This is a genomic window from Bradyrhizobium sp. BR14999, from assembly GCF_056106085.1.
In genome coordinates, this window is record NZ_CM148536.1 from 5,196,148 (window position 1) to 5,209,614 (window position 13,467).

The 13,467-nt window shown below is 64.6% G+C and carries 10 protein-coding genes and 1 riboswitch; of the genes, 9 read left to right on the top strand and 1 reads right to left on the bottom strand.

The genetic code is table 11. The annotated features are described in order from the left end of the window. Positions 1-94 precede the first annotated feature (94 nt). The 8 genes from ACR9YP_RS24230 to ACR9YP_RS24265 all read left to right on the top strand — a co-directional run bounded on the left by ACR9YP_RS24230 (position 95) and on the right by ACR9YP_RS24265 (position 10,189). On the top strand, positions 95-271 hold the full coding sequence (locus tag ACR9YP_RS24230; RefSeq protein WP_164934897.1) for a hypothetical protein: 177 nt from the start codon (positions 95-97) through the stop codon (positions 269-271). A gap of 152 nt (positions 272-423) precedes the next feature. Beyond that, complete coding sequence (locus ACR9YP_RS24235) at positions 424-633, top strand: hypothetical protein (RefSeq protein ID WP_091885589.1); 210 nt, start codon at positions 424-426, stop codon at positions 631-633. 148 nt (positions 634-781) lie between these two features. Then, positions 782-1,033, top strand: coding sequence for a hypothetical protein (locus tag ACR9YP_RS24240; RefSeq protein ID WP_474217284.1), 252 nt, complete (start codon positions 782-784; stop codon positions 1,031-1,033). 88 nt (positions 1,034-1,121) lie between these two features. Next, positions 1,122-1,336, top strand: a riboswitch (cobalamin riboswitch). A 200-nt stretch (positions 1,337-1,536) separates the two neighbouring features. Next, the gene (locus ACR9YP_RS24245) at positions 1,537-3,687 is read left to right on the top strand and encodes a TonB-dependent receptor (protein WP_474221109.1); all 2,151 of its coding nucleotides are present in this window, start codon (positions 1,537-1,539) and stop codon (positions 3,685-3,687) included. A 61-nt stretch (positions 3,688-3,748) separates the two neighbouring features. After that, positions 3,749-4,330, top strand: a complete 582-nt coding sequence (locus ACR9YP_RS24250) for a hypothetical protein (RefSeq protein WP_474217287.1) — start codon at positions 3,749-3,751, stop codon at positions 4,328-4,330. A gap of 1,027 nt (positions 4,331-5,357) precedes the next feature. Continuing rightward, entirely contained in the window at positions 5,358-6,713 is a 1,356-nt protein-coding gene (gene ltrA, locus ACR9YP_RS24255) for a group II intron reverse transcriptase/maturase (protein WP_474217289.1), read from the top strand. Between the two features lie 943 nt (positions 6,714-7,656). Further along, the gene (gene ilvD, locus ACR9YP_RS24260) at positions 7,657-9,378 is read left to right on the top strand and encodes a dihydroxy-acid dehydratase (protein WP_474217292.1); all 1,722 of its coding nucleotides are present in this window, start codon (positions 7,657-7,659) and stop codon (positions 9,376-9,378) included. Continuing rightward, positions 9,365-10,189: a tetratricopeptide repeat protein gene (locus ACR9YP_RS24265; protein WP_438108164.1), complete on the top strand. Its 825-nt coding sequence runs from the start codon at positions 9,365-9,367 to the stop codon at positions 10,187-10,189. Before ilvD ends, ACR9YP_RS24265 begins: the two co-directional genes overlap by 14 nt. Positions 10,190-10,204: 15 nt before the next feature. Here the strand turns inward: ACR9YP_RS24265 and xth are convergent, their stop codons facing one another. After that, on the bottom strand, positions 10,205-11,002 hold the full coding sequence (gene xth / locus ACR9YP_RS24270) for an exodeoxyribonuclease III (protein ID WP_128945869.1): 798 nt from the start codon (positions 11,000-11,002) through the stop codon (positions 10,205-10,207). A gap of 132 nt (positions 11,003-11,134) precedes the next feature. Here xth and ACR9YP_RS24275 point away from each other — a divergent pair, with 132 nt between their 5' ends. After that, positions 11,135-13,465 (top strand): hybrid sensor histidine kinase/response regulator, encoded by a 2,331-nt coding sequence (locus ACR9YP_RS24275; RefSeq protein WP_474217298.1) that lies wholly within the window; start codon positions 11,135-11,137, stop codon positions 13,463-13,465. Positions 13,466-13,467 lie beyond the last annotated feature (2 nt).

A 13,467-nucleotide genomic window follows, 5' to 3' on the forward strand; every position in this document is an offset into this window, starting at 1 on the left:
GGAAAAAACGATTCTACTCCATAACGATGTTCGCCGTGACCTATTTCCCGGGCTTAGGCTTGACGTCCCTGAGGCGTCAGATGGGGACACGCCGATGACACACCTTGAGGACAGGCTCGAACGGTTCGAGACGCTCTCCGCCGAGTGCGAGCTGATCGCCAAGCTCGCCACCGACAGCACCAAGCGCGAGTTCTATCTGAAGCTCGCCGAGCAGTACCGCCAGCTGGCAGTGGATATGCGGCAGGCGATCGCGACCAGCGCTGCTGCTTGAGGCCGACTGCAATCCGTTCTTAACATTTGGCGCGCATTCTCAGACGCATGCGGGCGTCGCTGATTGGCGATGGCTCGCGGTGGGAAGGCCGGGGCTCGTTGCGATGCAGCGCGCCTCGCGAGTGTCACTCGCCATGTTTGACGGGCAATCCCATGCGTCTCGTTGCAGTGATCATATTCGCGCTCATGACGGCGGCCTGCGATCAGGAGCAGGACATCACCGGCTCGACGTCGACCTGCCCGATGCGAAACTACAGCTACAATCCTCGCGACATGAATCAGTGCGTCAGCGCCTGCAAGTCATGCGATCACGGCACCACGGTCACCTGCACGACCTCCTGCACCCTCAAGGGGGCTCGCTGAGTTCTTGATGCGTGCGAAGGTCGGGAGCGACGCAACCAAGTTCGCTGACGCGCCAAAAGACAGGAGGCCGTCGGCGGTGCCCTGGCACCGGAACGATTCACTTGGATTAATCATTGAAGGAAGCGGGCAGGACGTGGAGTCCGATTGAATGGGTATGCTCGATCCCGGCCGGTTCCTGGTGTCGCATTGCGACGCTTGGCCGATGGCTGCGAACGTCAAACGTTCAAGCTGGTCGGCATTCCCGCGTGAGGTCCGTTTCGTGTGTCGGCGTTGCCGCCGCGAGGAGACCGCGATTGTCTCTGCCTCCGGCGAACTGACGCCGATCAAGCGCATCGATGTTCCGCCACGCGACGTCGCCGTCGCTTGGGCGCAGGCCCAGCGCCCACGAGGGCGGACGTAGCGCCGGGCCTCTGCTTGCGGGACGGACCGGCAGCGGCGAGTGGTCGCTGCCAGATGCAACCAGCCGATTGACTCCCGGGCCGCACGACTCGTAAAAGATCCGCGACGGTTCTCGTCACGGAGATCAAAAGGGAACGTGGTGCGAGATTTTCCCAACGCCGGGATCTTCTCAATGCCATGGCTGCCCCCGCAACTGTAAGCGGCGAATCTCTCGTCCTATGCCACTGGGAATCTCGGTCCTGGGAAGGCGACGGAGAGGTCACGACCCGCGAGCCAGGAGACCTGCCGTCAGCCGTGGTCACACGCGAAGATGTCGGTCGGGGAGTACAGACATTAGCTTCACCGGAACGACTGATCGCTCCGTCGTGAAACCTCGTTCGCTGTGACGTGCCACTGACGTCCTGCCGAGGTTTTATTCGCATGTCTTCCGTTTCCGCCGCCGTCCGGTGCCGTCGCACGGCCTGGCTGGCGTCCAGCTTCATCATTCCCGTTCTTGTCCTCAATATGAGGGGCGCCCGCGCCCAGACTGCCGCCGAGCAGTTGCCACCGGTCGAAGTGACCAGGCTCGACGATCAGCACCGCACACGTGCCAGGGCGACCAGCGATGGCGACACGGGGAGGCGCCGGGCGATGCCGAACGGCGCGCCGACAGGGACCGGCTCGTCCGGCTCTGGCGGCGAGGCGGCCAGCAACAATGGAGGCATCGTCGGCGCCGCCACGAGCGTCATCACGGCCGCCGACATCGCCCATGCGCCGTCGCAGACGCTTGCCGAGATCATCTCGACGCAAGCACCGGGCGCCCAGATCACGACGTTCTATGGCGGTCCGATCGGCGCCAAGACCAGTGTCGACCTGCGCGGCTTCGGCGCGTTCGCAACCGCCAACACGCTGGTGCTGGTCAACGGACGACGGCTGAACGACATCGACATGGCGCAGGTGGACCTTGCCACCATCCCGCTCAATTCCATCGAGCGTATCGAGATCACGCGCGGCAATTCCGGTGCGGTGCTCTATGGGGACAATGCGGTCGGCGGCGTCATCAACATCATCACCAAGAACGGCGTCGGCAGACCGCCCATGGCCGCGCGCATCGAGGCCGGCTTCGGCTCGTTCAACACCAGGCTCGGCAACGTCTCGACATCGCTCAATTCCGGTCCGTGGTCGACCTCGTTTTACGGCAATACCGTCAAGACCGATGGCTATCGCGACAACAATCGCTATTCCCAGGAGAACGGTGTCGGCAATCTGAACTACACGACGCCGGGGTTGACTGCTTTCCTGACCGTGACCGGCGACAATCAGGAGCTGCGACTGCCGGGCGGCCGCACCGTCGATCCCTCGATCGGCCTCGATGAGCTCGCGACCAACCGGCGAGCGACCAGCACGCCCTTCAACTATGCCAACCAGCAAGGTTTTGGCGCGACAGCGGGCTTCACAAAAACCCTGGTGAACGGCGTCGATCTCATCGTCGACGGCGGGATGCGCGACAAGAGGCAGCAGAGTGCATTCTTCTCCAGTCCGACGCCGGTGCCCGCTTTCTTCACCTCGACCTATGTCGACGCCAATCTGACGACATGGTCGATCACGCCGCGGCTCAGCGTGAAGAGCCTTCTGCTCGGAATGCCGTCGCAGCTCTTGACCGGCATCGACTATTACGATGCGAGCTTTCAGCAGAGCCGCGGCGCCGGCCAGGGTCTCGCCGCCTGGCACAATTACGACCTCAGGCAGCAGACGGTTGCGGGCTATCTTCAGCACACATTGGGTGTGACGCCCACGACCGACGTTTCCTATGGCGCGCGGGTGCAGACCGTCAGTCTGTCGGCACGTGACAATTTTGATCCGACGGCTCCGTTCAACGCCGACATCGGCGCGCTCCCGCTCAGGAGCGACGAGACCCAATATGCGCTGCACCTCGGTGCCGAGCATCGCCTCAGCGACATGGTCTCGCTGTTCGGCCGCGCGGCGCGGGCGTTTCGCACGCCTGACGTCGACGAGCGGGTGTCGTCGGGACCCTCATTCGATCCCTTCTTCAATCCGCTGCCGCAAACGTTCCAGCTCAAGACCCAGACCTCGCAGGATGTCGAGGCTGGGCTGCGTATCAAGGGAGGCGGTCTTCAGATGCAGAGCAGTCTCTATCTGATGGACCTCGCTAACGAGATCCATTTCAATCCAATCCTGTTCTACAACACCAATCTCGATCCGACCCGCCGTTTCGGCTCGGAGACCAGTGTCTCCTATCGCGTCAACGACGCGCTGCTCTTGCGCGCCGGCATGGCCTATACGAGGGCTGTCTTCCGCGAAGGCGTCTGGGCCGGCAATGACGTGCCGCTGGTCTCGCGCTACACCGCGAGTGCGGGTGTCACCTGGAACATCTGGCAGAACTATGTCGTGCTCGATGCCACCGCGCGGTTCTGGAGCGAGCGTCGCATGGACAACGACCAGGCCGGAACTCAGAAGCCGATTCCTGCCAATGGCACGATCGACTTCAAGCTCAGTGGTCGATATGAGCGGTACTTCTGGTCGCTCAGCGTCAACAATTTGCTGAAAGCGCTCTACTACGACTATGCAGTCGCAAGCACCTTTACCGACGGTCGCTTCAGCGCCTATCCGCTGCCCGGCCGCAGCTATCTGCTCAAAGCCGGCGCCACGTTCTGACGTCGATAGGGCTGTCACACGTCCCCAAATGGACTAGAATTCGAAGAGAAGGAGATCACTTATGGCTCTCAGCATCCAGCCGTCTCGCGCCGACCGTCTGTGGCTTCATCCGGTGACGCCGCGCCTTGCGCCGATGTTCTGCTTTGCGCTGCTCGCGGTGTCATGCGCGCTCGCAAGCTTCGCGCTCGCCTGTGCGACACCGTTCGCGGCCTTTGCCGTTGTCGCGGCCGCGATGCTGCCGCTGCGCCCGGCGCTGCTCGTCGTCACCGGCGCCTGGCTCGTCAACCAGACCATCGGCTTCGGCGCGCTGCACTATCCCATCGACGGCAGCACCGTCGCCTGGGGTTTTGCGATCGGCGCGGCCGCGCTGCTGGCGACCGCCGTTTCGTCCGCGGTGCTACGCATGCTGCCGCAGGGCCGCACGCCGCTGGCGCTGGCCGTCACGCTCGTCGCCGCCTATGCGGCCTATGAGCTCGCGCTGCTCGCCGCGACGCCGTTCCTGGGCGGAGAGGGCGCCTTCACTGCCGCCATCGTGACGCGCCTCGGGCTGACCAGCGCCGCCTGGCTCGCCGGTCTCGTCGCCGTCTGCGAGATCGTCCGCCTGCTCGATCCGTTCGGGCGCCAGGGAGCGATGTCGGCCTGAGCGCCGCTGCGTTCGACGTCGTGGCGCCATTCGGGCCACGGGATCTTGCTGTGTCGCCGGACTGTCAACCCGCCCGCGCAAAAAGATTCCGCTTTACCGAAATTCGGAATTGGCGTATGTGTCGTTCATCCCGGCTCACCCTTGAGGGGCGATCATGTGTCGTGATGATCGCAGAGCCGGGCTTGCGGTGGACGCGGTGGCGTCGGGCGCGAGAGCTGTGGGCAGGGCGGATTGCTCTCCGTGAGCCCTAGGCTTCGCGCGGACGGACGGCGCTGTCAGGTTCGTCGCGCCAGCATTTCGATGGCAACGTGCACAACGCCGTCGAACCCTGCGGCGCAGGCGAACCGCGCGTACGGCAAAACCGTGTGGTCCTGGCCGTCGTTGCTACGGTCAAGCCTTGGCGGATGCGGCATTGGCGTCAACCGGCGCGGGTGCCGGCGACTTTCGCCGGGGTGAGGGAGGCCAGAAGGAATTCGGCTCCCGGGAGAGCACGGCATAAGCCGTCAAACCACTGCGCAGGGAAGGCCGTGTGTTGGGCTTCACCTGTATGCTGTTGTGCGGTCTTCTCTGCGTGTGCTTTTCGCGCAGCGGACCGCGGGTGCCAGCCGGCACCCGGCCTTCCCTGGTGTGCCCGGCATGGGCTTCGACTTGGAGGTGAAAGTCCTTCCGTGAGCTGATCACAGCGAGCGAAGTGAACCGCAGAGTGTCGGACCGCGAGGCCGGCGTGAAGGAAGCGGGGAGCGAAGCTGCGGGCCGACGAACAGAAATCGGATATGAGGCGGAGCCGAGCAGGGCGAGCGGGCCAGGAGCCGCAAAGCCGTTGTGATCAAGGCAGGCGACGTAGATCCGGCGGTCGTGCAGCGAAGGTCGAAGGTCTTACCCGGGGAGATCTCGCTTGCACCTGAAAGGGTGACGAGGGTTGCAAGGCCCTCGGAGCGAGAAGTCAGCAGAGGCCGTAGTAGCGGCTTAAAGCCGTGAAGGGCCGAACGATGGGAAGGGCGAAACGCCCACAAACCTCGGGGGAATTATGCCACAGAAGCCGGAAGCCCCGGACGCACGATCGACCGCTGCGGTGAAGCTGCAGCGGCCGGCCGGGCGCGTGGAAGCGCCCCTGACTGGAAGTGGAGACGAGCGCCCAGGAAGCAGCGATCTGATGGAGAAGGTGTGTGAACGCCAGAACCTTCAGGCCGCACTGAAGCGTGTTCGGCAGAATGCGGGCAGTCCCGGCATCGACGGGATGACGGTGGAGGAGCTACCTAACCATCTGCGCGTGCACTGGCCGCTCCTGCGCGAGAAATTGCTCGCGGGGCAGTACCAGCCGCAGCCAGTGAAGCGGGTGGCGATCCCGAAGCCCGGCGGGGGCGAGCGCGAGCTCGGCATCCCCACCGTGCTCGACCGGTTCATCCAGCAGGCCCTGCTGCAGGTTCTGCAACCGCAGTTCGACCCAACCTTCTCGGATGCAAGCTATGGCTTCCGGCCCGGACGGAGTGCGCACGACGCGGTGCGTCGCGCGCAAGCCTATGTGCAGGAAGGCCGCAGCTTCGTGGTGGATATCGATCTGGAGAAGTTCTTCGACCGGGTCAACCACGACATCCTGATGGGAAGGCTGGCCAAACGGATCGCGGACCGTCGGGTGCTGCGGCTGATCCGCCGCTACCTCAATGCGGGCGTGCTCGCAGACGGGGTGGTGATCGAGCGGGGTGAGGGGACGCCGCAAGGCGGTCCGCTGTCTCCGCTATTGGCCAACGTGCTGTTGGACGAAATCGACAAGGAGCTGGAGCGGCGCGGGCATGCCTTCGTCCGCTACGCCGACGATCTGAACGTCTACGTTCGGACGCAGCGTTCGGGCGAGCGGGTGATGACCTCACTGCGCGAGCTGTTCGGGAAGCTGAAGCTCCGCGTCAACGAAACCAAGAGCAAGGTACGACGCGCCACGGCATCGAAGTTCCTCGGCTTCTCCTTTTGGGTGGCTGCGGGACGGACGATCAGGCGGCGCGTCGCACCACAGGCCATCGAACGCATGAAAGAGCGCGTGCGCGACATGACCCGGCGCAGTGCCGGACGCAGTCTCGCACAAATGTGCAAGCCGCTCGGCAAGTATCTGACAGGGTGGAAGGGGTACTTCCGCCTTGCAGAGACGCCCGGCGTCTTTGCCGACATCGACGGGTGGATCCGGCATCGTCTGCGGGCGGTTCAGCTCAAGCACTGGAAGAACGGGCATGTCGTCTACCGCGAATTGATCGCGCGCGGCGTACATCCCGACGAAGCCAGGCGAGTGGCCATCAACAGACGGCGCTGGTGGCGCACCTCGAAGGTGGCGCTCAACAAAGCGTTGCCAAATGAACGCTTCAGACGGCTGGGAGTCCCCTCCCTCGCAAGCTAACCTCAACCCATCGAACCGCCCGGTGCGGACCCGCATGCCGGGTGGTGTGGCAGGGGACGTGGAGCCAAACTCCACGCCTCTATGCCGATCGCCCTCTTGGATCTAGAGGGTGGAGAGACGAAGCAAAGCTCGGGCGAAATCCGTCGCGAGAATGCGAAGGCGTGTCTGCGACCACGCGCGCGCTGTCATCGCCCGCCTGCTGTTCAGCCCGGGGACATGACCGACGGGTGTTCGGGGACATAGCGGACTTTTTCCGCTCGCCAAGTCGATGATAGCGACTTGGAGGACGACGGCAGTGCCCCTTGCTCCGTCATTGCGAGGAGCCCTTGCGACGAAGCAATCCGGAGTCCGCGGAGGGATTCTGGATTGCTTCGCTGCGCTCGCAATGACGCTGTGGAGGCAGCATGCGCCACACTGCGCCTCGTGCCCTGGACGCAGCGCAGCGTCACCCTGGCGATGCGAAGCATCGTCCAGCGACGATGCGCTGCAGAGCCGGGGCCCACGTCGCTGTGTCGTGCCGTGTGGCCCTGGATACCGGCTCTGCGCCGCAACCGCTGCGCGTCCGGAACATGAGAGGGGCTCGGTGGTGCAGCGGGGCGGCGCCGACTCAGCCGAGCTGCCTCATCGTCAAACGGGGCGCGCTGCCCGTACCGTGAAATCGGAAGTTGTGAATCATTATCTCTGTGAGGTATCCCGGTAGGACAATCCGTGTCTTCCACGCCACGATTGTTGTGTTCAAGCAACAGTGATTGGCGTTTTAACCCTCATCACCGACCGTTCGCATCAGCGCCGCTTTTTGGCCACACCCGAACATGAATAAAATCACTCTAATGATTTAAGGGCAGCGGCAGTCTTCGACGGCGACGGGAAATCCCAAGGTCGATTCAAATCTTGGCTCTGATTTTTCGGGTCTGAAAGGGTTGACCGGGGAAACTGGTTTGCGATGAGCGCGAAGATTGACAAGCAGAGGCTGCCGAGCCGTCACGTGACGGAAGGCCCTGCGCGCGCGCCGCATCGGTCGTACTTCTACGCCATGGGTCTGACCACCGAGCAGATCCACCAGCCCTTCGTCGGCGTCGCCTCGTGCTGGAATGAAGCCGCCCCCTGCAACATCGCCCTGATGCGCCAGGCGCAGGCGGTTAAGAAGGGCGTGGCGTCGGCCGGTGGCACCCCCCGCGAATTCTGCACCATCACCGTCACCGACGGCATCGCCATGGGTCATGACGGTATGCGCTCCTCGCTGCCGTCGCGCGAATGCATCGCCGACTCGGTCGAGCTGACGGTACGCGGTCACGCCTACGACGCCCTGGTCGGCCTGGCCGGCTGCGACAAGTCGCTGCCGGGCATGATGATGGCGATGGTCCGTCTCAACGTGCCGTCGATTTTCATTTACGGCGGCTCGATCCTGCCCGGCAATTTCCGCGGGCAACAGGTCACCGTGCAGGACATGTTCGAGGCCGTCGGCAAGCACTCGGTCGGCGCCATGTCGGACGAGGATCTCGACGAGATCGAGCGCGTGGCCTGCCCCTCGGCGGGCGCCTGCGGCGCGCAGTTCACCGCCAACACCATGGCGACCGTCTCCGAGGCGATCGGCCTTGCGCTGCCTTACTCGGCCGGTGCCCCCGCACCTTATGAAATCCGCGACGCCTTCTGCATGACCGCGGGCGAGAAGGTGATGGACCTGATCGCCTCCAACATCCGGCCGCGCGACATCGTCACCCGCAAGGCGTTGGAGAATGCCGCTGCCGTGGTCGCCGCATCCGGCGGCTCGACCAATGCTGCGCTGCACCTGCCGGCGATCGCGCACGAGGCGGGCATAAAGTTTGACTTATTCGACGTCGCCGAAATCTTCAAAAAGACACCATATATCGCTGATTTGAAGCCGGGTGGCCGTTATGTCGCCAAAGACATGTTTGAAGTAGGTGGCATACCGCTTCTGATGAAGACGCTGCTCGACAACGGCTTCCTGCACGGTGATTGCATTACCGTCACGGGCCGGACGATCGCCGAAAACCTCAAGAGCGTGAAGTGGAATCCGCACCAAGACGTGGTGCACCCGGCAGACAAACCCATCACCGTCACGGGCGGTGTGGTCGGTCTGAAGGGCAATTTGGCGCCAGAAGGTGCGATCGTGAAAGTCGCGGGAATGTCCAACCTCAGGTTTACCGGTCCGGCCAGGTGCTTCGACCGTGAGGAGGACGCTTTCGAGGCGGTTCAGAAGCGCACCTACCGCGAAGGCGAAGTCATCGTGATCCGCTACGAGGGGCCGAAGGGCGGCCCCGGCATGCGGGAGATGCTCCAGACCACCGCGGCGCTGACCGGCCAGGGCATGGGCGGCAAGATCGCGCTCATCACCGACGGCCGTTTCTCCGGCGCCACCCGGGGTTTCTGCATCGGCCATGTCGGGCCCGAGGCCGCGATTGGCGGCCCGATCGGGCTGCTCGAGGACGGCGACATCATCGAGATCAACGCCGTCGCCGGTAGCCTTAACGTAAAATTGAGCGACCAGGAGCTCGCCCAGCGCAAGACCAAATGGGCGGCTCGCGCGACTAACCACACGTCGGGTGCGCTCTGGAAGTATGCTCAGCAGGTTGGACCAGCGCTCGGGGGGGCGGTGACCCATCCGGGCGGCGCGCACGAGAAACAGTGCTATGCGGACATCTAGGCGTGCGATAGTTGCGTTTATGTTGGGGGCTGCTGCGCTGGCCGCACCGGCGCTCGCCTTCGACGGCGCGCCGGTCAACAAGGATGCGACCATCCCGGTCGTGACCACCTTGCCGGGGGCTGCGAATACGGTTCGCACCAGAGTTCCGCCGGCGGTCGCATCTCAGGAAGCCTCGCTCAGCGCCCTGCAATATGCCGCCGAGGGCGGTCACCCCATCGCGCAGTGGAAGCTCGGCCGCATGTACGCCAATGGCGACGGCGTCGCCCAGGACGATCTGCGCGCCTTCGAATATTTCAGCCGCATCGCCAACGCGCATGCCGAGGACAGCCCCTCGGCGCCGCAAGCGCAGATCGTGGCCAACGCCTTCGTCGCGCTCGGCCGCTACTATCTCAGCGGCATCCCGAACTCGAAGATCAAGTCGGATCCGGAGCGGGCGCGGGAGATGTTCTCCTATGCCGCGTCCTATTTCGGCAACGCGGATGCGCAGTACGATCTGGCCCGCCTGTACCTGAAGACGCCGGACGCCTCGCGCGAGGATTTCCGCTATGGCGCGCGCTGGCTCGGCCTCGCCGCGCAGAAGGGCCAGCATCAGGCCCAGGCGCTACTCGGCCAGATGCTGTTCAACGGCGACCGCCTGCCGCGACAGGCCGCGCGCGGCCTGATGTGGCTGACGCTGGCCCGGGATAGCGCCGGGGCCGAGGAGACCTGGATCAAGGAAAGCTACAACCGCGCCTTCGCCAAGGCCTCCGACGACGACCGCGCCATGTGCCTGCAAATGCTGGAGCAGTGGGTGCAGGGCCGCCGGGAGTGACCTGCAGAGGCGGCGTTAAGCCGCCTCGAGATCGAGATCCGCCCACACGGGCACGTGATCCGACGGCTTCTCCCAGCCGCGCACATAGCTGTCGATGCCGACATTGGCGAGCCGGTCGCTGGCCTGCGGCGACAGCAGCAAATGGTCGATGCGCAAGCCCTGGTTCTTCTGCCAGGCCCCGGCTTGGTAGTCCCAGAAGGTGTAGAGCCCCCCCTCATCCGTGACCGCCCGCAAGGCGTCGGTCAGGCCGATCCCGAGCAGGGACTGAAAGCTCTCCCGCGTCTCGGCCTTGAACAGGGCGTCCTCGGTCCAGGCGGCGGGATTGTGCACGTCGCGCCCATGCGGGATGACGTTGAAATCGCCGGCGAGGATCAGCGGGACCTCCTCCTTGAGGCGCTCCTTCGAATACTCAAGAAGCCGCGACATCCATTTGAGCTTGTAGGGATATTTGTCGGTGCCGACCGGATTGCCGTTGGGCAGGTAGAGGCAGGCAATCCGCAACACCCCCTGCTTGAGCGTCACCACGCCTTCGAGGAAGCGGGCATGCGCATCCTCGTCGTCGCCGGCGAGGCCCGACTTGGTCTCGTCGAACCGGAGCTTGGAGAGCAGGGCGACGCCGTTGAACGTCTTCTGCCCGTGCGTGACCACGTTGTAGCCGAGCGCTTCGATCTCCAGCCGCGGGAAGGCTTCGTCGACGCACTTGATCTCCTGAAGGCAGACGATGTCCGGCTGGCACTCCTTCAGCCAGGTCAGCAGCAGGTCGATGCGCTGCCGGACCGAGTTCACGTTCCAGGTGGCTACTCTGATGGGCATTGGAGGGCTCCAGGAGGGAGCCACCGTTAGAACAAAATGCAAACGCGCCCGTCAAGGCGGTCGCAGAATCTCCCACAAAATTAACCCGGCTTAAGCGCGCGCCGGGTCATTGATGCCGAAAAGGTTCCTCGGATGGGATGGCCGGACAAATCCATGACGCGAACTGAGCCGCGCGACGGCGTGATCGGTGCGTTTCTGTACTGGCTCGGCGGCTTCGAGATCGAGGACGGCCTGACCGCCGATCTCAGCGAGCGCGAGCTGCGGCGCATCCGCGCCAAGCAGATCGACGCGGTGACGCGGCTGATCCCGGTGACGATGGCCGTGACCATGCTCAACGTCGCCATCGTGCTGATCCTGTTCTGGGGCAGGGGCTGGAACGACTTCCTCGCGATCTGGGGCATGGCGTTCGCCGCTACCGCCTTGCTCGCGGTGCGTTCGTGGCGGCGGTCGCGTCGAAATCCGCTGCAGGAGGCCTCAAGCCGCGCCGCGCGGCAGGTGCTGCGACAGGCGTTCTTCCTCGCCGCGATCTGGGGCATGCTGCCGCTGGCGCTGTTCAGCCGCATCGGACCAACCAGCCAGCTCATCCTGGCCTGCCTGATGGTCGGCATGATGTCGGGCGGAGCGTTTACGCTGTCGACCTTCCCTCGTGCCGGCCTCGTCTATCTCGCCACCATGACGATCGCCTGCGTCGGCGCGCTGCTCTTGTGCGGCACCGGGCCCTATCTGGTGACAGCGGTATTCCTGCTGCTGTTCGCATTCTTCATGGCGCGCAACATCGTCTCCCAGGGCAACCTCTTCCTCGGCAATCTCAAGGCCCAGCTCGAGCTCGAGCGTCAGACCGAGATCATCTCGCTGCTGCTGAAGGACTTTCAGGAGAACGCCAGCGACTGGCTGTGGCAGACCGATGCCGAGGGGCATCTGGTCGACGTGCCCCAGCGCTTCGCCGACGTCGCGCAGCTGCCGCTTCCGCTGCTGAAGGGATCGCATTTCGCCGACGTGCTCGACATGCTGTGCCCCGAGGACAAGAGCGCGGCCTACAACATCATCGGCTTGATGGAGCAGGCCGAGCCGCTGCATGAGATGAATATCAAGGTCGTCGCCGGCGGGGAGGCGCGGCTGTGGTCGCTGACGGCGAAGCCGGCCTACGATCGCGACGGCCAGTTCCTCGGCTATCGCGGCTTCGGCCGCGACGTGACCGAGCGCTGGCGCGCGGAAAAGGCCGAGGCCGAGAGCCGCGCCAAGTCCGACTTCCTCGCGGTGATGAGCCACGAGATCCGCACGCCCATGAACGGCGTGCTCGGGCTCGCCAGCATGCTGCTGGAGACAAAACTCGATCCGGAGCAGCGCGAGGCCGTGACCACCATCCGCGAGTCCGGCGACAATCTCCAGCGCATCCTCAATGACATCCTTGATCTGTCCAAGCTCGAGGCCGGCCGCTTCGCGTTCGAGGCGATCGACTTTGCGCCGCAGGCGCTGGTCGAGACCGCCGCGACCGTGGGGCGCGCGAGTGCCAAGAGCAAGGAGCTTGCGGTCAAGGTCGAGCTCGATCCGAACCTGCCGCCGACGCTGCGCGGCGACGTCGCCCGCATCCGCCAGGTGCTGCTCAACCTCGTGTCCAATGCGGTGAAGTTCACCGACGACGGCGAGGTGACGATTTCGGCCACCTGCCAGGCACGGCGCGATCTGCTGGCGACCGTCGAATGGACGGTGACCGATACCGGCATCGGCATCGGCCCCGAAAAGCTCGGCCAACTCTTCAGCGACTTCGCCCAGGCCGACGCCTCGATCAGCCGCCGCTTCGGCGGCACTGGCCTCGGCCTTGCGATCTCCCGGCGCATCATCGAACAGATGGGTGGCACCATCGGCGTCACCTCGACCCCGGGCAAGGGCTCGACCTTCCGCTTCACGCTGGTGTTACCCTGGAGCCAGGCGCAAGCATCCGACCAAGATGCGGGCCGCGACGACGCCGACGATCTCAAGGCCCGTATCGCCGGGCTCGACCGGCCGCTGAAGGTGCTGGTCGCCGAGGACGACGCCGTCAACCGCATGGTCGTGAGCAAGATGCTCGGCGGATTCGATGTCGAGCTGCGCGTCGTCGCCGACGGCGTCGACGCCGTCGCGGCAGCCTCTGAAGGCGATTACGATGTCGTGCTGATGGACGTGCGCATGCCCGACATGGACGGACTTGCCGCAACCCGCGCGATCCGTGCGCAAGGCGGGCGCTTCGACGCCCTGCCGATCATCGCGCTCACCGCCAACGCCTTCCCCGAGGACGTCAGGATCTGCCGCGAAGCAGGCATGTCGGACTTCCTGGCCAAGCCGCTGCGCAAGCCTGCGCTCGTCGCGGCCTTGCTACGAGCGCTGGACGGCCACGTCATGTCGGAGGACGCGCCGCTTCAGCCGGAGTTGATGCCGGCCGAGGTGGAGTGGACGGACGAGGAAAGGCAGATCACCGGCGCGTAAGC

Excerpts from the sequence above, each read along its gene's own strand:
- ilvD (WP_474217292.1), top strand. The coding sequence starts at position 7,657 with ATGAGCGCGAAGATTGACAAGCAGAGGCTGCCGAGCCGTCACGTGACG.
- ACR9YP_RS24250 (WP_474217287.1), top strand. The coding sequence starts at position 3,749 with ATGGCTCTCAGCATCCAGCCGTCTCGCGCCGACCGTCTGTGGCTTCAT.
- ACR9YP_RS24265 (WP_438108164.1), top strand. The coding sequence starts at position 9,365 with ATGCGGACATCTAGGCGTGCGATAGTTGCGTTTATGTTGGGGGCTGCT.
- ltrA (WP_474217289.1), top strand. The coding sequence starts at position 5,358 with ATGCCACAGAAGCCGGAAGCCCCGGACGCACGATCGACCGCTGCGGTG.
- ACR9YP_RS24245 (WP_474221109.1), top strand. The coding sequence starts at position 1,537 with ATGAGGGGCGCCCGCGCCCAGACTGCCGCCGAGCAGTTGCCACCGGTC.
- ACR9YP_RS24235 (WP_091885589.1), top strand. The coding sequence starts at position 424 with ATGCGTCTCGTTGCAGTGATCATATTCGCGCTCATGACGGCGGCCTGC.
- ACR9YP_RS24230 (WP_164934897.1), top strand. The coding sequence starts at position 95 with ATGACACACCTTGAGGACAGGCTCGAACGGTTCGAGACGCTCTCCGCC.
- ACR9YP_RS24240 (WP_474217284.1), top strand. The coding sequence starts at position 782 with ATGGGTATGCTCGATCCCGGCCGGTTCCTGGTGTCGCATTGCGACGCT.
- ACR9YP_RS24275 (WP_474217298.1), top strand. The coding sequence starts at position 11,135 with ATGGGATGGCCGGACAAATCCATGACGCGAACTGAGCCGCGCGACGGC.
- xth (WP_128945869.1), bottom strand. The coding sequence starts at position 11,002 with ATGCCCATCAGAGTAGCCACCTGGAACGTGAACTCGGTCCGGCAGCGC.